Genomic DNA, 22,802 nt, shown 5'->3' with positions numbered 1-22,802 from the left:
AGCTTTGCGGATGAAGGGCGGCGAAAGGAACTTCCGTGATCGGTCGAATCGCCGCTGCGGCGCTGCTGTTTCTTGCCGCGGGCTGCGCGCCCGCCAAGCCGGTGGACCTCTCCGCCGCCTTCGCGCGCGAAGATGGCGGCTCCATCCTGGTCGAGGCGGCCGAGGGCGGCGACGCCCGGGCGGAGGCGGACGGGCGCGTCTATCTGGTCCGCGGCGGGCGGGAATATGTGATCCTGTCCGACGCCGCCGGATCGTTCGCCGCGCGGGCGGAGGATTATGCCGCGCTGCTGGCGGAGCGGGCCGCGGCGGCGAAGGCCGGCCCCAGCGGCGAGCCCGATTACGATCTCAACCGCGAGGACGCGACCGATCTGATCGCCGGAGTGCGCGGCACCAAATGGCGGGTGCATCCGCGCCACACGCCCTCGCTGAACAGCGCGCAGGCGGTGATCAGCACCGATCCCACGCTGGCCCCGGCGGCGCGCGCGCTGGCGCTCCAGGCACGGCTGACGGTGGCGGAGAACAGCGTGGGAGAGGGCGGGCCGGGCAAGCTGGCCCGCGCGATGCTGGCGCTGTTCGACAAGGGTTTCGTGCTGCGCATGGGCGATGCGCTGAAGCTCGACCGGATCGACGCCGGGCCGATTGCGGCGATCCGCTTCGAACTGCCCGGCGCGCCGCTCGGCCGCGATGCCCTGCGCGCCCGGCTGGCGGCCAGCCCCGCGTCCTGAAACGGCGGGCGCGCCGCTTCGGCGCAGCCGAGAATTAGATCCCCTGGATCCCCGCGGCGTTCAGCTTCGCCTGGGCGATGCGGTATTTCACGGGATCGGCGATACCCAGGCGGCGGCGCGCTGCCTCGATCGGCTCGGCCATCAGCGCCTCATAATCCTCGCCGTGCAGCCACTGCGCGCGCTTGCCGTGGCGGTATCCCTCCACCACCGCCTTGAAGAAGGCGGTTTCGCCGGTGATGCGCAGGCTCTTGAGCGCGGCGCCCGCGGCGATGAAGGCCCAGCCGAGCCCGCCCGTCTGCGCATAGGAAAAGGCCACCAGGCACGCCTCGCCCAGATGCTCGCTCGCCTTGTATCCGGTCAGCACGTGCCAGATGTCGTGGATGTCGCGCTCGCGCCGGGCCATCCAGGTATAGGGATGCTCGACCTGGGCCGCGCCGAATTCGGCCATGCTGATTTCGGCCAGCCCGTCGGCGGAATAGCCTGTGCTGTCCAGGAAGGTGCGATAGGCGGCGCCCACCGTGCCCTCGGCAAAGCTGTCGATCCAGGCGCGGTCGGTCAGCCTCTCGGCCAGCTCGACGCGCTGGTACGCCAGCCGCCCGCCGCCCGGTGCGGCCAGCAGCCTGCGATAGTTGCGCTGCGTCACGTCGCCGTTCAACGCGCGCATGATGCGGAACACCTGGTGCGTGTCGTTCCCGTCCGCCAGCAGCTTGCGCAGCGCGGAGAGCGCGGTGCCCCACTCGCGCTTCAGCGGCACGCCGGGGTTGAACGGTTCGATCGGAGCGGTGGCCATCGGGGCGAATCCTTATTGACAATAGTGTCAATAGCGATGGCCGGGTGAAGAATCAATGTACGCCGCGGAATTTTCTGCGCGTGCGAAGGCGCGAAGATTTGGTGCAGCGATGCATCGCCCACTCACACCGAAGGCGCCCATCCACAGGCCAGCGCACGATTGAGCCAAGGAAGGTGGGCCGCCATCGAGGCAGATCCCGCTCCGCGCCCGCTGCGCCTCTGCGCGAACCAAAAGACTTCTTCGCGCCTTCGCGTGATTCAAACACAAGGAGGACCAACGCCGCCCCCGGGGCACCGCCGTCCCGGCTCCCCGGAAACGGGCGTTTATAGCGTCGCGGCTCAAATCAGAATCGGATCGTTCGGCCGCTCCAATCCGGCGAGGAGCGCGCCCAAGATCTGAGCCGCGATGCTCCAAACACGAAGGGCTCTATTGCGCCGCCACCAGCCGCGTCAGCGCCGCGCTTTGGGGGGAAGCCAGCAACTGCGGCACCGGCCCGATCTCCACGATCCGCCCCGCCTCCATTACCGCCAGCCGGTGGCACAGCGCATGCGCCACGGCCAGATCGTGGGTGATCGCCAGGATCGCCAGCCGCCTGCTCGCCTGGAGCCGTCCCAGCAACGCCAGGATGCGCCCGGCCACCAGCACGTCGAGCGCGGAGGTCGCCTCGTCGAGCAGGATCGCCTCCGGATCGGCGGCCAGCGCACGGGCGATCGCCACGCGCTGCGCCTGCCCGCCCGAAAGCTCGCCCGGCCGCCGCGCGGCGAAGCGCTCGCCCAGCTCCACCTCGTCGAGCACAGCCCCCACCCGCGCCGCCCGCGCGGCATCGTCCATCGCCGGGATCAGGTTGCGCAACGGCTCGGCGATGCTCTGCGCCACCGTCCAGCGCGGGTCCAGGCTGGCGGCAGGGTCCTGGAACACCGGCTGGATCAGCCGCCGCTCCGCCGTGCCCATCCGCGCACGCGGGGGCAGCGGCCGGCCGCGCCACAACACCGCGCCCGAATCGCACGGGCCCAGCCGCGCCACTGCGCGCGCCAGCGTCGACTTGCCCGATCCCGATCGCCCGACGATCGCCAGCGCCTCGCCCTCCGCCAGCGCGAAGCCCGCGTCCGCCACCGCCTGGAAGCGCCCGCGCCGCCAGCCGGGCGTGCGAAAGCCAACGGCGATGCCCCGCGCCTCGATCAGCGGGGCGCCCGGTACCGGCAGATCGGGCGGCGGCGAATCGAGCCGCGGGCTGGCCGCGATCAGCGCGCGCGTCACCTCCTGCGCCGGCGTTTCGATCACGGCGCGCGCCGGCCCGTCCTCCACCACGCGGCCGGCGTCCATCACCACCACGCGATCGGCATGGCGCGCGACCAGCGGCAGATCGTGGCTGACCAGCAGCACGCCCAGCCCGTCCTCGCGCAGCCGCCCGATCACGTCCAGGATCGCATGGCGCAGCTCGGCGTCCAGCGCGCTGGTCGGCTCATCGGCGACCAGGAGGCGCGGGCCATGCGCGGTGGCGCAGGCGATCATCACCCGCTGGCGCTCCCCGCCCGAAAGCCGGTGCGGCCATTGGTCCAGCTTCGCCTCGGGATCGCTCAGCCCCACGCGATCCAGCATCGCCGCCATCGCGCGCCGGTCCGGCCGCGCGCCGCCCAGCGCCGACGCGGACTCCGCCAGTTGCGCGCCGATCGTCAGGTGCGGGGTCAGCGCGGTCAGCGGCTGCTGGAACACGAAGCCGGCGCGCGCGCGCAACGGCCGCAGCGCGCGCTCGTCCAGCCCGATCAGCTCGGCGCCCTCCAGCCGCGCCGATCCGCGCGGCCGCCCCGCCGCCAGGCCGAATGGCGCGAAGCAGCTCATCGTCTTGCCCGATCCGGATGCGCCGACCAGCGCGGTGCAGCCGCCCGCCGCCACCGCGAACCCCACATCCTCCAGGATACGCGCGCCGCCGATCTCCAGCGACAGATGCTCGACCGCGTAGAGCGTCACGCCGCCATCCGCTCGCGCAGCCCCTCGCCGATGCGGTTGAGCGCGACGACCAGCGCCACCAGCACGAAACAGGGAACGGCCAGCGCCAGCGGGGCGATGTCCATGTCGTCCGCGCCGTCGTGGACCAGGATGCCGAGCGAGGTCAGCGGCTCCTGAACGCCCAGCCCCAGGAACGAGAGGAAGCTTTCCACCATCACCACCTGCGGCACGGTGAGCATCAGATAGGCGATCGCCGCCGCCGCCGTGTTGGGCAGGATGTGGCGCGTCAGGATCGCCGGCCCGCGCGCGCCCGCCGCCTCGCTCGCCAGCACAAACGGCCGCTGCTTCAGCGTCATCACCTGCGCGCGCACCACCCGCGCCATCGTCAGCCATTCCACCGCGCCGATGCCCAGGAACACCAGCAGCACCGATCGGCCGAACACCACCATCAGCACGATCACCACGAACATGAAGGGCAGGGCATAGAGCGCGTCCACCACGCGCATCATAGCCTCGTCCACGCGCCCGCCGATCCAGCCCGCCACCGCGCCCCAGGCCACGCCGACCACCAGCGCCACCAGCGCGGCGGCCAGCGCCACCGCCAACGTGATCCGCGTGCCCACCGCGACGCGCACCAGCAGGTCGCGGCCCACGCTGTCGGTCCCCAGCGGGTGGCCGGGGGTGAAGGCGGGCGCGCGCACCGCGTTCCAGTCGATATCGGCATGGCCCCAGGGCAGCACCAGCGGCAGCAGCAGCGCCAGCAGGGCGATCGCCGCCAGCGTGACCGCCGCGGCCCTCATCCGCGCACCCGCGGATCGAGCCAGCCATAGAGCAGGTCGGCGATCAGGTTGAAGAGCAGGATCAGCCCCGCGTAGAGGATCACCACCCCCATCACGAGCGGGTAATCGCGGTTGAGCGCGCCCTGCACGAAATATCGGCCCAGCCCCGGCAGGCCGAATACCGTTTCGATCACCACCGCGCCGGTCAACAGCCCCGCCGCCGCCGGGCCGAGATAGGACACCACCGGGATCAGCGCGGGCGGCAGCGCGTGGCGCACGATCACGCGCACCGGCGCGATCCCCCGCGCCCGCGCGGTGCGCACATGATCCTGCGCCAGCGCGGCGGCCAGCCCGGTGCGCGTCAGCCGCGCCACCGCCCCCGCCACCGGCAGCGCGAGCGCGATCACCGGCAGCACCAGCGAAGACGGCCCGCCCAGCCCCGAAACCGGCAGCCACGCCAGCCACAGCGCGAACACCAGCGCCAGCACCGGCCCGGTGACGAAGCTGGGCAGCGCCACCGCCAGGCTGGAGGCGACGCTCACGCTGCGATCAATCCAGCCGCCCGGCCTGAGCGCCCCGGCGATGCCGCCGCCCACGCCCAGCAGCGCCGCCAGCAGCAGCGCCAGCCCGCCGAGCTGGAGCGACACCGGCAGCCCCTGCGCGATCAGCTTGGAGACGGTGAAGTCCTTATAGACCAGCGAAGGCCCGAAATCGCCCGTGGCGATGTTCGCCAGATAGCGGCCGAGCTGCACCGGCAGCGGCTGATCGAGCCCATAGGCGCGCTCCATCGCCGCGCGGATCGCGGGATCGAGCGGGCGTTCCGAATCGAACGGGCTGCCCGGCGCGACGCGCATCAGCAGGAACGAGAGCAGGACGACCGCGAACAGCGTCGGGATCGCGGTGGCGAGCCTGCGGATCAGGATCGCCGGCATCAGCCGCCTTCGGCCAGGCCGATGCCGGAACCCGGCAAGATCAGTTCGGCGTGGAGACGCGCGCGTCCTGGCCGTCGCCTTCCGGCGCGGCGACGATGTCGCGCGTGGTCGTGCCCTTGTCGATCACATTGGTGCCCGGGCTGCCCGCAGTGCTGCGCGCGCCCAGATCGGCGGCGTTGCGGCCGGCCGAATCGAGCGCGGCGGCCTCGCCGGGGCTGCGCGGGGCGGTGCCGCCGAACATCGCGTCGAGCGCCTGGCTCTGCGGCGTGGTCTCCTGCGGACGCGGGGCGCCGGGGCGCGGCGGCACCAGCGCGTAATCGGGCGGGATCACCAGCGGCGCCTGGCGCGCGACGGCGAACTCGTCCGGCCGCTCGCGGTTGAGGCCGCGGCTGCCGCAGGCCGAAAGGGTAGCGGCCAGCGCAAAGCCGGCGGTGACGAGGACGAGCTTACGCATTGACTTCCTTCTCCACGGGATCCGAGGCCGCTCTCGGCTGCTCGCGCACGAAGATCGCACGCACCAGCAGGATCACCACGCCAATGGTAATCGCCGCATCGGCGACATTGAAGACCAAAAAGGGCCGCCATGTGCCGATATGCAGATCGGCGTAATCGACGACATAGCCCAGCCGGGTGCGATCCAGGATATTTCCCGCCGCGCCGCCCAGCACCAGGCCCAGCGAAACCACGTCGGGCAGCTTGTGCTCGCGCAGCAGCCACCACAGCACGCCGGCCGCGATCGCGGCGGTCAGCACCACCAGCCCCCAGCGCATCGCCTCCGTCGTCGCCTGAAGCGCGCCCAGCGAAACGCCGATATTCTGCACGAAGCGCAGGTCGAAGAAGGGCAATACCTCCATCGCCGCGCCCTCGTAGCTGATGCCGAGCGGCCCGGTGACCCAATATTTGATTCCCTGATCGAGCAGGAAGATCAGCAGGGCCGTCATCAGCCCGATGGCGCGCGTCACGTTCATATTCAGCCCACAACCCCCGCGCACCGGTCGCACAGCGCGCCGTCTTCGGCAACCTCCGGCAGATGCCGCCAGCATCGGCCGCATTTATGGTTGCCCGTGGGCCGAACCGTGGCAAGCCCCTCGCCGTTCGCCGGGTCCCCATAATGGACGGTGGAGGTGATGCAGATTTCCTGCATGTCCAGCGGCTGGACGCGCACCGCGATCTCGGGCTCCAGGTGCAGCGTCACCTCCGCCTCCAGGCTGGAGCGGATCGCCTTCGCGCGCCGGTGCGGCTCGATCGCCTCGGTCACGGCCTCGCGCACGCGGCGCACCGTTTCCCATTCGGCGGCGAGCAGGTCGGTCGCCAGATGCGGCAGTTCCGGCCATTCGAGCAGGTGGACCGAGCTGTCCTCGTCCGGATAGCGCGCCTGCCACACCTCCTCGGCGGTGAAGCTCAGGATCGGCGCGGCATAGCGCACCAGCGCGTGGAACAGCAGGTCCAGCACCGTCCGGTACGCGCGCCGCTTCGGGTCCGCGGGCGCGTCGCAATAGAGGCAGTCCTTGCGGATATCGAAATAGAAGGCGGACAGGTCTTCGTTCGCGAAATCGGTGAGCGCCCGGCTGTAGCGGTTGAACTCGAACGCCTCCGCCGCCGCGCGCAGCTCGGTATCCAGCGCCGCCAGCTTGTGGACGATATAGCGGTCCAGCTCCGGCATCCGCGCCACCGGCAGCTTCTCCGCATCGGTGAAGCCGTCGAGCGCGCCGAGCAGGTAGCGGAAGGTGTTGCGCAGCTTGCGATAGGCGTCGGACGTGCCGGCCAGCACCTCCTTGCCGATACGCACATCCTCGAAATAATCGGTCTGCGCGACCCACAGGCGCAGGATGTCCGCCCCGCTCTCGTCGATCACCTTCAGCGGATCGACGACGTTCTTGAGCGATTTGGACATCTTCTTGCCCTGCGAATCGAGCGCGAAGCCGTGCGTCAGCACCGCTTCATAGGGCGCCCGCCCGCGCGTGCCGCAGCTTTCGAGCAGCGACGACTGGAACCAGCCGCGATGCTGGTCCGATCCTTCCAGATACAGGTCGGCGCGCACGCCCTCGCCATAGCGCGCCTCGACCGTGAACACGTGCGTGCTGCCCGAATCGAACCACACGTCCAGGATGTCGTTGATCACCTCATAATCGGCGAGATCGTATTTTTCGCCGAGCAGCGCCTGGTGGTCGGCGGCGAACCATGCGTCGGCCCCGCCCGCGCGGAAGGCGGCCAGGATGCGCGCGTTCACCTCCGGATCGCGCAGGTAATCGCCGGTCTGGCGGTTGACGTAGAGCGCGATCGGCACGCCCCAGGCGCGCTGGCGGCTGATCACCCAGTCCGGGCGGCCCTCCACCATCGCATGGATGCGGTTGCGGCTCTTCTCGGGCACCCAGCGCGTGCGCGCGATCGCGTCCAGCGCCAGATCGCGCAGCGTGGGGCCGTTGCCCGTCTGCATCGGCACGCCCATCCCCATCGGCGCGGGCACGTCCACCGCGACATTGCCCGCAGGCTTGTCCATCGGGATGAACCATTGCGGCGTGCAGCGGAAGATGATCGGAGCTTTGGAACGCCAACTATGGGGATAGCTGTGCCGGGTGCTCTCGTCGTTGCGCGCGGAAAGCAGGGCACCCACGTCCCTCAGATCGTTACAGATCGGCCCGTCCGGCGCGACCAACTTCTTGTTGATGACCGAGAGCGACTTGTCCTCGGGCCACAACCAGTCGTCCCGATATCTGCCGTCACCCTCGACCGCGAACACCGGATCGATCCCATGCGCCTTGCACAGCAGGAAATCGTCCTCGCCATGGTCCGGCGCCATATGGACAAGGCCGGTACCCGCATCGGTGGTGACGAAATCACCCGGCAGAAACGGACGCGGCTTGGCGAAGAAGCCGCCGAGATGGTGCATCGGGTGACGGGCGACGGCACCGGCGAGGTCGGAACCTTTGAATTGACCGAACGCCTGAAGGCCGTTCTTGCCCGCACGTCGCCTTTGAAACTCAGTGAACAGTTGCTCAGCGACGATGACCATCCGGCCTTCCTCGTCCGGCGCCATCACATAAGTGATGTCCGGCCCGTACGCCAAAGCCTGGTTCACCGGGATCGTCCACGGCGTGGTCGTCCAGATCACCGCATGCGCGCCGACCAGTCCGGGCGCGTTGGGCGCCTCCACGATTTCGAACGCGACGTCGATCTGCGTCGACACCACGTCCTCATACTCAACCTCGGCCTCGGCCAGCGCGGTCTTTTCCACGGGCGACCACATCACCGGCTTCGCGCCGCGATAAAGCTGGCCCTCCATCGCGAACTTCAACAGCTCGCCGGCGATGATCGCCTCGCTGTCGAAATTCATCGTGAGGTACGGGTCTTCCCAATCGCCCAGCACGCCCAGCCGCTTGAACTGTTCGCGCTGCACGCCCACCCAATTCGCGGCATAGGCGCGGCATTCGGCGCGGAACTCGGCCGGGGGAACCTCGTCCTTGTTCAGCTTCTTGGCGCGATAGGCCTCCTCGATCTTCCATTCGATCGGCAGGCCGTGGCAATCCCAGCCGGGAACATAGGGCGCGTCCTTGCCCATCAGCGTCTGCGAACGGACGATGATGTCCTTCAGGACCTTGTTCATCGCATGGCCCATGTGGATGTCGCCATTGGCATAGGGCGGGCCATCGTGGAGCAGGAAGCGGGTGCGCCCGGCGCGTTCGCTGCGCAGCCGCTGGTACAGCCCGATCTTCTCCCAGCGCGCAAGGATGGCGGGCTCCTTTTCGGAGAGCCCGGCCTTCATGGGGAACTCGGTCTTCGGCAGGAAGACGGTGTCGCGCCAGTCGCGCGGAGATTCTTTTGCGTCGCTCATGGGTCCGCGCGGATTAGCGACTCTGCCCAAGCGTTGCAAAGCGGGAGTTGTTCCTGATATGTACCAATCCGATCGCGTGAGGATAGGCTGAGCGCGCCAGGCGTTTAGCGGATCAGCGAGAGGAGAGCCCATGGCGACAACCCTGGACGATACCGGCACCCGCGGCCTGTGGGCCAATATCGCGCTGCCCGTGGCGGCGGTGGTGATCGGCAATGCGATCATCTTCGGCCTGGGTGCCGCGCGCAGCGATCTGACCCCCGCGCAGCAGCAATGGGTGCCGCCGGGCGCGGTTGTGGGCAGCGTGTGGGTGGTGCTGTTCGCGCTGCTCGGCATGTCGCGCTGGCTGTATCTGCGCGGCGGCGGCCGCGGCGGGCGATCCTGGCTGCCGGCCTGGCTGGCGCTGCTGGGGCTGGCCTTCCCGGTCTACACCGGGCTGTTCACCGATTCGGGCCTGGGCGCGGCGGGCACGGCGGTCACGCTGGCGGCGACGGTGGCGGTGATGCTGGCGATGGGGCGGCGCGTGCCCGCGGCAGCCTGGGCGATCCTGCCGATGGCATGCTGGCTCGGCTATGTCGCCTGCGTCTATTTCCTGGCCTGATCCGCCAGCGCCGCCCTCGCCGCCTCGGCATCGCGGTCCATCTGGGCCTTGAGCGCGTCGAGCGAATCGAACTTGGCCTCGGGCCGCAGATATTCGATCAGCTCGACCTCGATCGTCTGGCCATAGAGATCGCCCGAGAAATCGAAGAAGAACGGCTCCAGCAGCTCAACCGGCGGATCGAAGCTGGGCCGCAGCCCCAGGTTCGCCACCCCGTCCACGACGCGCCCGCCGGGCAGCCGCCCGCGCACCGCATAGATGCCATATGCCGGCCGCAGGTAATTGCCCATACGCAGGTTGGCGGTTGGGAAATCCAGCGTGCGGCCCAGCTTGGCGCCATGTTCCACCACGCCCTCGATCGCGAAGGGGCGCGTCAGCAGCGCCGCCGCCTCGCGCGGGCGCCCCGCGCGAAGCAGATCGCGGATGCGGCTGGAGGAGATGATCGCGCCGTCCTGCGCCACGGGCGGCACCGTCTCGGCCGAAAAGCCCAGCTCCGCGCCTAGCCGGGCAAGCGCCGCGGCATCGCCCTCGCGCCCGCGGCCGAAGGTGAAATCGTCCCCGGTCACCACGCCCGCGGCGCCCAGCCCGGCCACCAGCCGCTGCTCGGCAAAGGCCCGCGCGCCCAGCGCCGCCAGTTCGGAATCGAAGCGGAAGACGTACATCGCGTCCGCCCCGGCATCCGCGATCAGCTGCGCGCGCTGATCCAGCGTGGTGAGGCGGAACCAGTCGGAATCGGGGCGGAAGAAGCGCTGCGGATGCGGATCGAAGGTGGCGACCAGCGCCGGCCGCCCCTCGGCGCGCGCGCGCGCCACGGCGCGGCCCACCACCGCCTGGTGGCCGAGGTGAAATCCGTCGAAGTTGCCGAGCGCGACGATCCCCCCGCGCAAGCGCCCCGGAACCGCCGAGCCGCTGTCCAGCCGCTCCATGGCGCGGGCGTATAGGCACGCGCCGTCCCGCAATCAAATCCCCGCGGGGGCGTCAGCCCCTGGGCACGATCCCCGCGCGCAGCACGCGCAGCACATTGCCGCCCATCACCTTGCGGATATCCTCCGGCGTGAAGCCGCGATCGACCAGCGCCTGGGTTACGGCGGCAAGCTGCGAGGTATCGAATCCGGTGGTCACCGCCCCGTCGAAATCCGATCCCAGCCCGACGTGATCGATCCCCACCAGATCGCGGACATAGGCGATGGCGCGCGCGATCTCGGCCGGGGCGGTGGAGCAGATCGCGGCATCCCAGTAACCGATGCCGATCACGCCGCCGGTGCGCGCCACGCCGCGGATCTCGTCGTCGGTCAGGTTGCGGTTCACCTTGCAGGTGGCCTGCACCCCGCCGTGGCTGGAAACCACCGGGCGGCGGGCCAGCGCCAGAATCTCCGCCACCGCCGCATGGCTGGAATGGGCGATGTCGACCACCATGCCGATCTGCTCCATCCGCGCCATCACCTGGCGGCCGAACGGGGTCAGCCCGCCCTTCTTCTCGCCGTGCATCGATCCGGCGACCTCATTGTCGAAGAAATGCGCCAGCCCCGCCATGCGGAAACCCGCGCCATAGAGGATGTCGAGGTTGCCGATCTTGCCCTCCAGATTCTGGAGCCCTTCGATCGAGAGCATGCCGCCCACCACGCGCGATCCCGCCGCGCGCTGCGCCAGCAGATGGTCCAGGTCCGCAGGCGTGCGGATCACGCGAAGCCGGCCGCCCGATCCGGCCGCCGCGCGATCCAGCTTGGTGGCGTGCCATAGCGATCGTTCGAGCAGCGATCCCCAGGTCCGCACCGGCTGGAGCTGGGCGATCACCAGCGGGGTGATGTTGTCGCCGTCCGCCGAGTTCGAATCGTAATTCTGCCCCTTCGGCGTCTTGGTGACCGAGGAGAATATCTGGAGCGCGACATTGCCCTGCTGCAGCCGCGGCAGGTCCACCTGGCCGCGCGTGCCCGCCGCCAGCAGGTCGCGCCGCCACATCAGCGTGTCGCCGTGCATGTCCGCGATCTGGAGCGATGCGTGCAGCTTGCGCGTCGCATCGGTCACCTTGGGCATGGTGGTGCTCACCACGCGGTTCATCCCCGATTCGATCAGCGCGGGCGCCAGCCCGAAGAATATCAGCGCGCCCGCGCACAGCAGCACGCCGGTCCAGATCAGCAGCCTCTTCATCGCACCCTCTCCAAGGTGACGAAGCTGTAGGCGGGACGCCCCGCTTCGCTTTCGAAATCCTCGCGCGCCGTCTCGCGCCATGCAAGCGGATCGAACGGCGGGACGATCGCATCGCCTGCGATATCGCCATGCACCTCGGTCAGCTCGATGCGGTCCGCCATCGGCAGGAACATCGCGAATATCTCCGCGCCGCCGATCACCGCCGCGTCGCCGCCCGCCAGCGCCAGCGCCTGATCGATCGAATGCGCCGCCTCGGCCCCCGGCGCGCTCCAGCGGGGATCGCGCGTCAGCACGATGTGGCGGCGCCCAGGCAGCGGCGCGGGAAAACTGTCGAAGGTCTTGCGGCCCATCACCATCGGCCGCCCCATCGTCTCCACCTTGAAGCGCCTCAGGTCCGCCGGGATATGCCAGGGCAGCTTGCCCTCGCGGCCGATCACGCCGTTCGCGGCGCGCGCCAGGTGAAAGCTGATCACACCGCCACCGGCGCCTTGATGTGCGGCTGGGCCTCATATCCATGGATCAGGAAATCCTCGAACTCATAGGCGTCGATCGACGGCGGGCGGCGCAGAATCTCCAGCCGCGGCAGCGCGCCGGGCTTGCGCGATAGCTGCTCGCGCGCCTGATCGAGATGGTTCGAATAGAGGTGGCAATCGCCGCCGGTCCATACGAACTCGCCCGGCTCCAGCCCGCATTGCTGCGCCAGGATATGGGTGAGCAGCGCATAGCTGGCGATGTTGAACGGCACGCCCAGGAAGATGTCGGCCGAACGCTGGTAGAGCTGGAGCGAGAGCCGCCCGTTCGCGACATAGGTCTGGAACAGGCAATGGCACGGCGCCAGCGCCATCGCGCCCAGCTCGCCGGGGTTCCACGCGCTCACCACCTGGCGGCGCGATCCGGGATTGGTGCGGATGATCCCGATCAGCTCCGCGATCTGGTCGACATGGGTGCCGTCCGGCGCCGCCCAGTCGCGCCACTGCTTGCCATAGACGGGGCCGAGATCGCCGTTCGCATCGGCCCATTCGTCCCAGATGCTCACGCCGCGCTCCTGCAGCCAGCGCACGTTGGTGTCGCCGCGCAGGAACCACAGCAGCTCGATCACGATCGAGCGGAGGTGAAGCTTCTTGGTGGTCAGCAGCGGAAAACCTTCGGACAGGTCGAAGCGCATCTGATGGCCGAACACGCTCAGCGTGCCGGTGCCGGTGCGGTCCATGGTTTCCGCGCCATGGTTCAACGCGCGGGCCATCAGGTCGAGATATTGCTGCATGGGCGGGCTCTAAATTCTGTCTCAGCCAGGCTGAACCGATTCAACGAAGCAGGGCAGGACCCTAGCCCCGGTGCGGCCACGCGCCAAGCAGACGTTCGGACGGGCATGATTCCTCCGGAACGGAGCAACCCGCCGCCGCATCGGACCCGGTAGCGCTTCGGCGCGGGCGGCGGCGGTGGCAGCCTCGGCGGCATGACCCAGCCCCCGCCCCGCACGCTCGCCGGACCCGAGGAAGCCGCGCGCCTCTTCGCGCCGATCGCGCGCGAGCCGGTGGAGGTGCTGGCCTTCGCCTATCTGGGCGCGGACCTGGGCCGGGGCCGCCATCTGCTCGGGCTGCGCCAGCGCCGCTCCGAATCGGCGCACGGGCTGGACATGACGATCCGGGAAGTGGCCGCCGACGCGCTGGCGTTCGGCGCGGAGGCGCTGGTGATGGCCCACAATCACCCGTGCGGCGATCCCACGCCCAGCGACGCCGATCATGCCGCCACACGGCGGCTGGCCGGCGCGCTCGATCCGCTGGGGGTGCGGCTGATGGATCATCTGGTGCTGGCCGAAGGCGGCGTCACCAGCTTCCGCACGCTGGGGCTGCTTTAGGAAACCCCGCGCGAACGGATGGGGCTGACCTCAGCCCGCCTTGCCGGTGGCGGGGGTGGGGCCTTTGCACGCCTTGATCGTGCGCGGCTCGGGGCGTTCGCCGCTGGCCTGGAAGATCGCGATATAGCCGCCCGCCTTGGGCATCTTCTCCATCGAGACCAGCGAATAGCCGACCGCCGCGAATTCGCACTTCAGCAGCTCGGGCGGAGTGCCGTGGTGCTGGGTCGGCCGGTCGGCGTCGACCACGATCACCTGCCCGCCGGGGCGCAGCGACGGGCGCATCCGCCACAGGAACTCATAAGGCTCGCCGATCTCATGGTACATATGGACCATCAGCACGCGATCGAAGCTGTTCTCCGGCAGCCGCGGATCGGCGGGCAGGCCAAGCACGACGCTGACGTTGTTCAGCCGCTCGCGCGCCACGCGCGTGGCCAGCGCGTCGCGCACGTCGGGGATGATATCCTCGGCCAGCACGCGGCCTTCCTTGCCCACGCGCTGCGCCAGGCGGATCGTGTAATAGCCCTCGCCCGCGCCGATATCGGCCACGGTCATGCCCGGCTTGATGCCGGCGCGGTCCATCACCTCCTCGGCCTCGTTCACGCGGTCGCGCGCTTCCTCGCTAGACCAGCGGGCGGAAACGATCTCGGCCACCGGCCGGTCCGCCGCGGGGAAGCCGACATGCCCCTCCTGCCGCTCGCGCGATGCGTTGGCCGGTCCGCCCTCGCACGAAGCGAGCAACGCCAGCAGCACCAGCGGCAGGAACGGCATCCGGCGCATCAATCCACGTCCTCCACAACGACCTGCTCGCCGGTCACGCGCTGCGAGAGCGCGGCGGCCATGAAGGGATCCAGCGCGCCGTCCAGCACGTCCGATGGCGCGGTGGAGGCGACGCCGGTGCGCAGGTCCTTCACAAGCTGATAGGGCTGGAGGACATAGCTGCGGATCTGGTGGCCCCAGCCGATGTCGGTCTTGGTCGCGTTCTCCGCATTGGCCTGCGCCTCGCGGATCGCCAGCTCGCGTTCGTAGAGGCGCGCGCGGAGCTGGTTATAGGCCTCGGCGCGGTTCTTGTGCTGGCTGCGCTGGTTCTGGCACTGCACCACGATGCCGGTGGGCAGGTGGGTGATGCGCACCGCCGAATCGGTGGTGTTGATGTGCTGCCCGCCCGCGCCCGACGCGCGATAGGTATCGATGCGCAGATCGGATTCGTTGATCTCCACCTCGATATTCTCGTCGATCACCGGATAGACCCACACGCTGGCGAAGCTGGTCTGGCGCCGCGCGTTCGAATCGAACGGGCTGATGCGGACCAGCCGGTGTACCCCGCTCTCGGTCTTGGCATAGCCATAGGCGTTCTCGCCCTTGATCAGCAGCGTGGCGGACTTGATGCCCGCCTGTTCGCCGGCATGATAGTCCACCAGCTCGACCTTGTATCCATGGCGTTCGGCCCAGCGCGTGTACATGCGCTGCAGCATCTCCGCCCAGTCGTTGCTTTCGGTGCCGCCGGCGCCGGCGTTGATTTCCAGATAGGTGTCGTTGGCGTCGGCCTCGCCCGAAAGCAGCGCCTTCACCTTGTCCTGCTCGGCGCGCTCGGCCAGCGCGGAAAGGCCCGCGGTGCCGTCCGCCGCCATCTCCTCGTCGCCCTCGGCCTCGGCCAGCTCGATCAGCTCGACGGTGTCGTTCAGCTCGCTCTCGATCGCGCGGGTGGCGGTGATCGCCTCGTCCAGCCGGCGGCGTTCGCGCATCACGTCCTGCGCCTGCTTGGCGTCGTTCCACAGGTCGGGGTCCTCGACGCGCGCGTTCAGCTCGTCGAGCCGGCGCAGCGCGCGGTCCCAGTCGAGCGAGCGGCGCAGCAGCGCCAGCGCCTCGGTGATCTTGTCGGCATAGGCCTGCGCTTCGGCGCGCATCACGAAAACTCCGGGTCGGTCCGCGGGGGCGGACACGCAATAGGTTGGCGGCCACTATCAGGCGCGCAAGGGCTTAGGAAGATGCCGAAAGCCCAGCGCGGGCGCGATGCGGTGCGCCGCGGCTAATAGATGCCGCCCTCGCGCTGCAGGAACTCGTCGTCCTTGGGCGCGTCGTTGCGGCGCTCGACGCGCTTCTTCTCCTCGACCTTGGGCGCGGTCTCCTCCTGGCCGGCCGTGCGATCGGGCTCGCTCTCGGCCTTGAAGGCTTCCCAGATCACCGACGACATCGGATCGTTGCCCGGCCAGCCGCCATAGACGCGGCGGCCGCTCGCCCGGTCGATGCGCACCATGCGGATGCCCGGCGGGGCGACGAAGGGCAGCCTGTCGAGCCCCTCATAGGCCTTGACCGCGAAATCCTTGAAGATCGGCGCCGCGATCGATCCGCCCTGGGCATAGCCGCCCAGGTTGGTCGGCGTGTCATAGCCGATGTAGAGCCCGGCCAGCATCTGCGCCGCGCCACCCACGAACCACACGTCGGTGGGGCCGGATGTGGTGCCCGTCTTGCCCATCAGCGGGCGGTTCAGGTCGCGCAGGATGGTGGCGGTGCCGCGCTGGATCACGCCTTCGGTGATATGCACCATCTGATAGGCGCTCTGCGCGTCCACCACCTGGCGTGCGCGGGGGGCCGGGCGGGGCATCGGCTTGCCGTCCCAATCCGGCATGTTGCACCCTTCGCAGGCGCGCCAGTTCTCAGGCCAGATCACCTCGCCGCGGCGGTTCTGGACGAAATCGATCAGCGTGGGATTCAGCGCGCGGCCCTGGTTCACCAGGATCGAATAGGCGTTCACCATGCGCAGTACGGTCGTCTCGCCCGCGCCCAGCGCGTAGGAGAGATAGGGATCGTACTTCCGCTTCGACACGCCGACGCGCTGGATCAGGTCGACGACATGCTCCATGCCGACCTGGTTTGCGGCCTGGACGGTCATCAGGTTGCGCGATTGCTCGACGCCCCAGCGCATCGTGTGCGGCCCCGATCCCGCGCCGCCGCCGAAGTTGCGGAAGCATTTCTGGCCAAGCTGCGCGCCCTGCCACACGCAGAAGGGGCCATCGACGATGATCGTCGCGGGCGTCATCCCCTGTTCCAGCGCGGCGGCATAGACCAGCGGCTTGATCGTCGATCCCGGCTGGCGCTGCGCCTGGGTGGCGCGGTTGAAGCTCTGGATGCGCGAATCGAACCCGCCCTGCATCGCCAGGATGCGGCCGGTGCGTGGATCCTCCACCACCATGCCGCCCGAAACCTTGGGAATGCTGCGCAGCGCGAAGGCGCCGCCCTCGGGCGCCACCGCCAGTATGTCCCCGGCCTTGATCGCGCCGAACGCCTGCGCGCCCTGGCCGCGCACCTGCATCGCCGCCGCCCATTTGGGCAGGCCGCCGGTGCTGCCGTCGTCGAAGCCGATCTTCCACACGTCGCCGGTGCGTTCGATCGCGATCGCCGCGCGCCAGTCCTCGTAATCCAGGCCGATGTTGGTGTTCAGCAGCGCGCTTTGCCACGCGCCGTTGCGGATCTCGACATGCGCGATAGGGCCGGACCAGCCGCGCCCGCGCTCGAACCGGATCAGCCCGTCGCGTAGCGCCTTCTGCGCATATTGCTGGAGCTTGGGATCGAGCGAGGTGCGCACCCACAACCCGCCCGAATAGACGCTGTACGGCCCGTCCTCGGCCTTCTCGCCGAACTTGTCGATAAGCTGGCGGCGCACCTCCTCGACGAAATAGCCGCCGACGCGCTCGAACTTGGGCGTCTGGCGCGGCACGGTGCCCAGCGGCTTGTTGACCGCATCGTCATACTGCGCCTGATCGATGAAGCGGTTGCGCAGCATCTCGCTGAGCACCCAGTTGCGCCGCTCCAGCGCGCGTTCGCCGAATCGCTCGGGATCGTAATTGGCCGGGCCTTTGGGCAGGATCGCCAGATAGGCCATCTGCTCCAGACTCAGGTCCTTCAGCTCCTTGCCGAAATAGGCGTGGCTGGCGGCGTCCACGCCGCCCGCGTTGCGGCCGAGCTCGATCGAGTTGAGGTACAGCTCCAGGATCTGCTGCTTGGTCAGCGTATCCTCGATTCGCCAGGCGAGGATCGCCTCCTTCAGCTTGCGCAGGTAGCTGACCTCGTTGCCGACGACCAGGTTCTTGGCCACCTGCTGCGTGATCGTGGAGGTGCCGCGCGGCGTGCTGCCGCTGGTGATCCCGTCCAGCGCGGCGCGCACCAGCCCGGGGAAGTCGAGCCCGTGGTGCTCGAAGAAGGTCCGGTCCTCCGCCGCCAGAAAGGCGAACACCAGCGGCTTCGGATATTCGGCGTAGCTGAGCTGGACGCGGCGCTCGCGCGCATAGCTGTGGATCGGCTCGCCGCTGATCGAGCGGACATAGGTGGGCAGCGGCGGCTCGTAATGGCGCAGCGTGTCGACCGAGGGCAGGTGCCGCGCGACGAAGAACCACAGCAGGAAGAAGAAGGCGCCGGCCAGCAGCGCCAGCCAGGACAGGATCCGGAACCACAGCTTGTAGCGGACGCTGTCGTACCAGCCGCGCAGCCCCCCGATCTCGCGCGTGATGCGCATCTTTACGCTGCTGAGGTCGGCTTCGGCCATGATGGCGGGGGTCTAGCAGGATTCGATGCGGATTCCAGCGGCAGCGCGCAACGCCGGAGCGGAGCCTGCCCGCTCCGGCGTCGCCGGAAGAATCAGCGCGACGCCATCCGCGTCGCGAAATGGATCTCCACCGCGCGCCGCACCGTCGCCGCCACCCGGCGCTGCCCCTCCTCGGAAGCCAGGAAGCGGGCGTCCGATGCGTTGGAGATATAGCCCGTCTCGAACAGCACGCTCGGCATGTCCGGCGCCTTGAGCACCATCAGCGATGCCATGCGGTGGAAATTGTCCTTGATCGGGATCAGCGGCATCGCCTCGCGCCCCAGCAGCCGGGCAAAGCTGGCGGACATGTTCATCGTCTCGCGCTGGGTCAGGTCGATCAGGATCGACGAGATGTCGGGGCTGGTACCGCCCAGGTCCACGCCGGCCAGGATGTCCGCCTTGTTCTCGCGCGCGGCCAGGCGGGCGGCCTCCTTGTCGGATGCCACTTCGGACAGGGTATAGACGGTGGCGCCCGATGCTTCGGCGCTGGTCGCGCTGTCGCAATGGACCGAGATGAACAGGCTGGCGCCCAGCTTGCGTGCCAGGCCGAAGCGCTCCTGCAGGATCAGGAAGCGGTCGTCCTCGCGGGTCAGCGCCACGCGCACCCGGCCCGACTTGAGCAGTTCGTCCCGGATCGCCAGCGCGACCCGCAGCGTCAGGTCCTTCTCGCGCAGCCCGTTGGGGCCGATCGCGCCGGGATCATGCCCGCCGTGGCCCGCATCGATCACCACCAGCGGACGGCTGGCGTCGTTGCCATAGATGCGCGGCAGCGCGGCCGGAGCCACCCGCGGCGGCACGTTGACGCGCTCGCTGTAGCGGCTGCGCTGCACCGGCTGGAAATAGCTGAAGGGCGGCAGGAAGCTCATCCGCCCCTCCGCCGCAGCGCGCGCGAAGCTGGCGTTGTCCACCGGGCGCAGCGCAAGCGTGAGGGTGGTGCCGTCCTTGCCGAAGCGGCCTTCGGTCACGATCGCCGGCCGCGCGAGATCCAGGACGATGCGCGCGTTGCCGCCGTCCTGCACGCCCTGGCGGACGCGCGTCACCGAACCGCCGGCACGCACGCTGCCGCCCGGCGCCGCTCCGGCGACATCGACCGCGATCCGATCCGGCCCGGCCAGCACGAACGCGCTCGCACGCGCCACGGGCTCGTCGAAACGGATGACCACGCGGTCACCCTTGACACTGATCTCCTGCACCGCACCCGCCCAGCTTGGTACTCCGGTCAACCAGCCGGAAAGCAAGGCGAGAAGGAACAGCACCCGCGCGATATGCCGCGCAGGCTGGCGGGGGGTCCAGCCTAAATGCATACTCGGTTTACTCGGCTCTAAAAGAAGCCCTGACGGTGCCGCTGTAGGGGCCTGGCCCTCAAACCGCGGTGAAGCAGGGCGGTTAATCCTGCATCAGTCATGATTTGATTCCGGGTCCGAATCGATCCGGGAACGTCACGCTAAGGGTTCGTGCTTTCAGGGATTCTCCGGAACCCCGCGCGACAATTCGGCGCGGTGCGGTTGCCGCCCCGGCGGCGGGATGCTAGGCAGCGCATGTGCCCCGGCTTGCGCCGGCCGCACGCGCTGGCCACATTCGGCCCGCGAAACTTTTCAGGTTGACGCTGCATGAGGCAATTTCCCCCCAGACCGCATTGTCCGGCCCGTTCGGCCGGCGGCGCGGTGGCGGTGGAGCATCCGGGCCAGGCGCCCGGACGTGCCCGGGCAGCAGAGGCATTTCTTGAAACCCGCGGGATTTCCGCCGGCGCCGCCGGCCGGAGCCGCACACTATCTCGCGCGTCCGCGCTCCCGCCCTGCGGGAAAGCGCGCCGGCGCGCCCGGAGAACAATAAATGACGATGCGCATGTTGATCGACGCACGCCACCGGGAAGAAACCCGCGTGGCGGTCGTCAAAGGGAATCGAATCGAGGAATTTGATTTCGAGAGCGCCGAGCGCAAGCAGCTCAAAGGCAACATCTATCTGGCCAAGGTGACCCGCGTCGAACCGTCGCTGCAGGCGGCGTTCGTCGATTACGGCGGGAACCGCCACGGCTTCCTGGCCTTCTCGGAAATCCATCCCGATTACTATCAGATCCCCAAGGAGGATCGCGACGCGCTGCTCCGCGAGGAGGCCGAGCACGCGGCCGAGGAAGCCGCGCTGCGCGCCGAGGAAGACGGCGACTATGACGACGCCGAGGGCGATGCCGACGGCGTCGAGGTGCTCGAGCGTCCCGTCGACGACGAGGACGATTCCGACGGCGAAACCGCCGAGGGCGACGGCGAGGGCGGCGAGGAAGGCGGCGAGGCGCCCGCGCGCGGCCGCCGCAAGCGCCGCGGCAAGGGCGGCGGCGACGAAAGCGCCGCCGATCAGCTTCGCGAACGCCGCATGGCGCTGCGCCGCCGCTACAAGATCCAGGACGTGATCCGCCGCCGCCAGGTGCTGCTGGTTCAGGTCGTGAAGGAAGAGCGCGGCAACAAGGGCGCGGCGCTGACCACCTATCTGTCGCTCGCGGGCCGCTATTGCGTGCTGATGCCCAACACCGCGCATGGCGGCGGGATCAGCCGCAAGATCAGCTCCTCTGCCGATCGCAAGCGGCTGAAGCAGATCATGGCTGATCTGAAGCTGCCGCCGTCGATGGGCTGCATCGTCCGCACCGCGGGGCTCCAGCGCACCAAGACCGAGATCAAGCGCGACTTCGACTATCTCGCCCGGCTGTGGGACGAGATCCGCGAGAAGACGCTTTCCTCCACCGCCCCGGCGCTGGTCTATGGCGACAGCGACCTGATCAAGCGCGCGATCCGCGACATCTACAACAAGGACATCGACGAGGTGATCGTCGAGGGCGACGAGGGCTATCGCCAGGCCAAGGACTTCATGAAGCTGCTGATGCCCAGCCACGCGCGGCGGGTGAAGCATTATGCGGACAGCGTGCCGCTGTTCCAGCGCAGCCATGTCGAGGATCAGCTCGCGGCGATGTATCACCCGGTCGTCCAGCTCAAGTCGGGCGGCTATCTGGTGATCAACCCCACCGAAGCGCTGGTTTCGATCGACATCAACTCGGGCCGCTCGACGCGCGAGCACAATATCGAGCAGACCGCCACCGCCACCAACCTGGAAGCCGCGCAGGAAATCGCGCGCCAGCTCCGCCTGCGCGACATGGCCGGCCTGGTCGTGATCGACTTCATCGACATGGAGCATGGCTCCAACGTCCGTAAGGTCGAGAAGGCGATGAAGGAGGCGCTGAAGAACGATCGCGCCCGCATCCAGGTGGGCCGCATCTCGGCGTTCGGCCTGATGGAGATGAGCCGCCAGCGCCTGCGCACCGGCGTGCTGGAGGCGTCCACCCGCCAGTGCCCGCATTGCGAAGGCACCGGGCTGGTGCGCACCGCTTCTTCGGCAGGACTTTCGGCGCTGCGCATGCTGGAGGACGAGGCCGGCCGCGGCCGCGGTTCCGCGCTGCTGCTGCGCGCGAGCCAGGAGGCCGCCTTCTACGTGCTCAACCGCAAGCGCGCCGAGCTGGCCGAGATCGAGGATCGCTACGGCGTCACCGTCGAGGTCGCGTCGGACGGCGAGCTTGAAGGGGCGCGCATGGCGGTAGAGGTCTCCGGCCCGCCGCCCGCACGCGCGCCGCGCTTGCCGGTGCTGATCGAGGAGCCCGAGGAAGAGGACTTCATCGAGGAGATCGAGGAAGAGGAAGAAGAGGCCGAAGAGGCCGCCGCCCCGCGCGAGCGCACCGGACGCGGTGATCGCGGCGAGCGTGACGAAGGCGAGGGCCGCGGCAAGCGCCGCCGCCGCCGCCGCGGCCGCCGCGGCCGCCCGGGCGAGGACGGCCGTGCCCCCGGCGATGGCGAGCAGGACGCCGCCGACGAGGCGGAGGAAGCGGCGGACGCCGTGGAATCCGGCGAGGGCGAGGAAGCGGCCGAGGGTGCCGGTGAGGCCGTTTCCGCCGATGGCGAAGCGCCGCGCAAGCGCCGCCGCCGCGGCCGCCGCGGCGGACGCCGCGCGGGCAACGGCGAAGCCGCCGGCACGGTCGAAGGCGAAACCGAAGCCGACGCTGAGGCGGATGCAACGGAAGCGGTGACCGAAGCCGCCGCCGAGGTTCCCGTCGAGGAAGCCCCTGCCGCCGAGGCCAAGCCGAAGCGCTCGCGCAGCCGCAAGAAGGCGGTAACCGAGACCGAAGCGGAAGCTCCGGAAGCCGTGGAGGAAACCCCCGCGGCCGAAGCTCCCGTCGAGGAAGCGCCCGCCGCCGAGGCCAAGCCGAAGCGCTCGCGCAGCCGCAAGAAGGCCGTAGCCGAGACCGAGGCGGAAGCGCCCGCCCCCGTCGCGGAAGAAACCCCCGCCGCCGAAGCTCCGGCCGAGGAAGCGCCCGCCGCCGAGGCCAAGCCGAAGCGCTCGCGCAGCCGCAAGAAGGCCGTAGCCGAGACCGAGGCGGAAGCGCCCGCCACCGTCGCGGAGGAAGCTCCGGCGGTCGAAGCCCCTGCCGGGGAGACGGAGGCAGAGCCGGAGCCTGAGACCGCCGACGCCGGGGAGGAATCCGCAGCCGATTCCGCGCCGCGCCGCGGCTGGTGGCAACGCACCTTCGGCCAGTAACCGGCCGGGGTAACGCGGCCGCTCGCTTAATCCGGGGTTCATCGC

General features: G+C 69.4%; 19 protein-coding genes. 4 read left to right on the top strand and 15 right to left on the bottom strand.

What is annotated here, in order from left to right:
* Positions 1-35 precede the first annotated feature (35 nt).
* Positions 36-725, top strand: a complete 690-nt coding sequence (locus OM513_RS04060; protein ID WP_264942838.1) for a hypothetical protein — start codon at positions 36-38, stop codon at positions 723-725.
* 34 nt (positions 726-759) lie between these two features.
* Here OM513_RS04060 and OM513_RS04055 read toward each other — a convergent pair whose 3' ends face one another.
* The 7 genes from OM513_RS04055 to ileS all read right to left on the bottom strand — a co-directional run bounded on the left by OM513_RS04055 (position 760) and on the right by ileS (position 9,005).
* A complete protein-coding gene (locus OM513_RS04055; protein ID WP_264942837.1) occupies positions 760-1,515 on the bottom strand; it encodes a ubiquinone biosynthesis protein COQ4 in 756 nt (251 codons plus the stop codon).
* A 426-nt stretch (positions 1,516-1,941) separates the two neighbouring features.
* Positions 1,942-3,483, bottom strand: a complete 1,542-nt coding sequence (locus OM513_RS04050; RefSeq protein ID WP_264942836.1) for an ATP-binding cassette domain-containing protein — start codon at positions 3,481-3,483, stop codon at positions 1,942-1,944.
* Complete coding sequence (locus OM513_RS04045; RefSeq protein ID WP_264942835.1) at positions 3,480-4,262, bottom strand: ABC transporter permease; 783 nt, start codon at positions 4,260-4,262, stop codon at positions 3,480-3,482. The genes OM513_RS04050 and OM513_RS04045 overlap by 4 nt, the downstream gene beginning before the upstream one ends.
* On the bottom strand, positions 4,259-5,173 hold the full coding sequence (locus OM513_RS04040; protein ID WP_264942834.1) for an ABC transporter permease: 915 nt from the start codon (positions 5,171-5,173) through the stop codon (positions 4,259-4,261). Before OM513_RS04040 ends, OM513_RS04045 begins: the two co-directional genes overlap by 4 nt.
* A gap of 40 nt (positions 5,174-5,213) precedes the next feature.
* The gene (locus OM513_RS04035; protein WP_264942833.1) at positions 5,214-5,627 is read right to left on the bottom strand and encodes a DUF3035 domain-containing protein; all 414 of its coding nucleotides are present in this window, start codon (positions 5,625-5,627) and stop codon (positions 5,214-5,216) included.
* Complete coding sequence (lspA, locus tag OM513_RS04030; RefSeq protein WP_264942832.1) at positions 5,620-6,141, bottom strand: signal peptidase II; 522 nt, start codon at positions 6,139-6,141, stop codon at positions 5,620-5,622. The genes OM513_RS04035 and lspA overlap by 8 nt, the downstream gene beginning before the upstream one ends.
* A gap of 2 nt (positions 6,142-6,143) precedes the next feature.
* On the bottom strand, positions 6,144-9,005 hold the full coding sequence (gene ileS, locus OM513_RS04025; protein ID WP_264942831.1) for an isoleucine--tRNA ligase: 2,862 nt from the start codon (positions 9,003-9,005) through the stop codon (positions 6,144-6,146).
* Positions 9,006-9,135: 130 nt separating this feature from the next.
* Between ileS and OM513_RS04020 the strand changes: the two genes are divergently transcribed.
* Positions 9,136-9,603: a tryptophan-rich sensory protein gene (locus OM513_RS04020; RefSeq protein ID WP_264942830.1), complete on the top strand. Its 468-nt coding sequence runs from the start codon at positions 9,136-9,138 to the stop codon at positions 9,601-9,603.
* Here OM513_RS04020 and OM513_RS04015 read toward each other — a convergent pair.
* The 4 genes from OM513_RS04015 to OM513_RS04000 are packed head-to-tail and all read right to left on the bottom strand — an operon-like array spanning position 9,588 to position 13,012.
* Positions 9,588-10,526, bottom strand: a complete 939-nt coding sequence (locus OM513_RS04015; protein ID WP_264942829.1) for a bifunctional riboflavin kinase/FAD synthetase — start codon at positions 10,524-10,526, stop codon at positions 9,588-9,590. The genes OM513_RS04020 and OM513_RS04015 overlap by 16 nt on opposite strands.
* A 52-nt stretch (positions 10,527-10,578) precedes the next feature.
* Positions 10,579-11,748 (bottom strand): dipeptidase, encoded by a 1,170-nt coding sequence (locus tag OM513_RS04010; protein ID WP_264942828.1) that lies wholly within the window; start codon positions 11,746-11,748, stop codon positions 10,579-10,581.
* Positions 11,745-12,221, bottom strand: a complete 477-nt coding sequence (locus OM513_RS04005; protein WP_264942827.1) for a dihydrofolate reductase — start codon at positions 12,219-12,221, stop codon at positions 11,745-11,747. Before OM513_RS04005 ends, OM513_RS04010 begins: the two co-directional genes overlap by 4 nt.
* Positions 12,218-13,012, bottom strand: a complete 795-nt coding sequence (locus OM513_RS04000; protein ID WP_264942826.1) for a thymidylate synthase — start codon at positions 13,010-13,012, stop codon at positions 12,218-12,220. The genes OM513_RS04005 and OM513_RS04000 overlap by 4 nt, the downstream gene beginning before the upstream one ends.
* Before the next feature lie 192 nt (positions 13,013-13,204).
* Between OM513_RS04000 and OM513_RS03995 the strand changes: the two genes are divergently transcribed.
* Positions 13,205-13,606: a JAB domain-containing protein gene (locus OM513_RS03995; RefSeq protein WP_264942825.1), complete on the top strand. Its 402-nt coding sequence runs from the start codon at positions 13,205-13,207 to the stop codon at positions 13,604-13,606.
* A gap of 30 nt (positions 13,607-13,636) precedes the next feature.
* On the opposite strand, the gene OM513_RS03990 is transcribed toward OM513_RS03995, so the two are convergent.
* The 4 genes from OM513_RS03990 to OM513_RS03975 all read right to left on the bottom strand — a co-directional run bounded on the left by OM513_RS03990 (position 13,637) and on the right by OM513_RS03975 (position 19,489).
* A complete protein-coding gene (locus OM513_RS03990; RefSeq protein WP_406701256.1) occupies positions 13,637-14,383 on the bottom strand; it encodes a class I SAM-dependent methyltransferase in 747 nt (248 codons plus the stop codon).
* Positions 14,383-15,510, bottom strand: coding sequence for a peptide chain release factor 2 (prfB, locus tag OM513_RS03985; protein ID WP_264942824.1), 1,128 nt, complete (start codon positions 15,508-15,510; stop codon positions 14,383-14,385). Before prfB ends, OM513_RS03990 begins: the two co-directional genes overlap by 1 nt.
* 122 nt (positions 15,511-15,632) lie before the next feature.
* Entirely contained in the window at positions 15,633-18,146 is a 2,514-nt protein-coding gene (locus OM513_RS03980; RefSeq protein WP_264942823.1) for a penicillin-binding protein 1A, read from the bottom strand.
* A gap of 92 nt (positions 18,147-18,238) precedes the next feature.
* Positions 18,239-19,489: an N-acetylmuramoyl-L-alanine amidase gene (locus OM513_RS03975; protein WP_264942822.1), complete on the bottom strand. Its 1,251-nt coding sequence runs from the start codon at positions 19,487-19,489 to the stop codon at positions 18,239-18,241.
* Between the two features lie 541 nt (positions 19,490-20,030).
* On the opposite strand from OM513_RS03975, the gene OM513_RS03970 reads away from it, so the two are divergent.
* Entirely contained in the window at positions 20,031-22,757 is a 2,727-nt protein-coding gene (locus tag OM513_RS03970; RefSeq protein ID WP_264943039.1) for a ribonuclease E/G, read from the top strand.
* Positions 22,758-22,802 lie beyond the last annotated feature (45 nt).

Origin of the sequence: Sphingomonas canadensis (genome assembly GCF_026013525.1) — a bacterium.
GTDB classification, from domain to species: domain Bacteria; phylum Pseudomonadota; class Alphaproteobacteria; order Sphingomonadales; family Sphingomonadaceae; genus Sphingomonas; species Sphingomonas canadensis.
This window is presented reverse-complemented; position numbering and strand designations above follow the sequence as displayed.

Bases quoted from the DNA above. Each gene is read 5' to 3' on its own strand.
- OM513_RS03980 (WP_264942823.1), bottom strand. From the start codon at position 18,146: ATGGCCGAAGCCGACCTCAGCAGCGTAAAGATGCGCATCACGCGCGAG.
- prfB (WP_264942824.1), bottom strand. From the start codon at position 15,510: ATGCGCGCCGAAGCGCAGGCCTATGCCGACAAGATCACCGAGGCGCTG.
- OM513_RS04010 (WP_264942828.1), bottom strand. From the start codon at position 11,748: ATGAAGAGGCTGCTGATCTGGACCGGCGTGCTGCTGTGCGCGGGCGCG.
- ileS (WP_264942831.1), bottom strand. From the start codon at position 9,005: ATGAGCGACGCAAAAGAATCTCCGCGCGACTGGCGCGACACCGTCTTC.
- OM513_RS03970 (WP_264943039.1), top strand. From the start codon at position 20,031: ATGTTGATCGACGCACGCCACCGGGAAGAAACCCGCGTGGCGGTCGTC.
- OM513_RS04035 (WP_264942833.1), bottom strand. From the start codon at position 5,627: ATGCGTAAGCTCGTCCTCGTCACCGCCGGCTTTGCGCTGGCCGCTACC.
- OM513_RS04055 (WP_264942837.1), bottom strand. From the start codon at position 1,515: ATGGCCACCGCTCCGATCGAACCGTTCAACCCCGGCGTGCCGCTGAAG.
- OM513_RS03990 (WP_406701256.1), bottom strand. From the start codon at position 14,383: ATGCGCCGGATGCCGTTCCTGCCGCTGGTGCTGCTGGCGTTGCTCGCT.
- OM513_RS04045 (WP_264942835.1), bottom strand. From the start codon at position 4,262: ATGAGGGCCGCGGCGGTCACGCTGGCGGCGATCGCCCTGCTGGCGCTG.
- OM513_RS04020 (WP_264942830.1), top strand. From the start codon at position 9,136: ATGGCGACAACCCTGGACGATACCGGCACCCGCGGCCTGTGGGCCAAT.
- OM513_RS04000 (WP_264942826.1), bottom strand. From the start codon at position 13,012: ATGCAGCAATATCTCGACCTGATGGCCCGCGCGTTGAACCATGGCGCG.
- OM513_RS04040 (WP_264942834.1), bottom strand. From the start codon at position 5,173: ATGCCGGCGATCCTGATCCGCAGGCTCGCCACCGCGATCCCGACGCTG.
- OM513_RS03975 (WP_264942822.1), bottom strand. From the start codon at position 19,489: ATGCATTTAGGCTGGACCCCCCGCCAGCCTGCGCGGCATATCGCGCGG.
- OM513_RS04015 (WP_264942829.1), bottom strand. From the start codon at position 10,526: ATGGAGCGGCTGGACAGCGGCTCGGCGGTTCCGGGGCGCTTGCGCGGG.
- lspA (WP_264942832.1), bottom strand. From the start codon at position 6,141: ATGAACGTGACGCGCGCCATCGGGCTGATGACGGCCCTGCTGATCTTC.
- OM513_RS03995 (WP_264942825.1), top strand. From the start codon at position 13,205: ATGACCCAGCCCCCGCCCCGCACGCTCGCCGGACCCGAGGAAGCCGCG.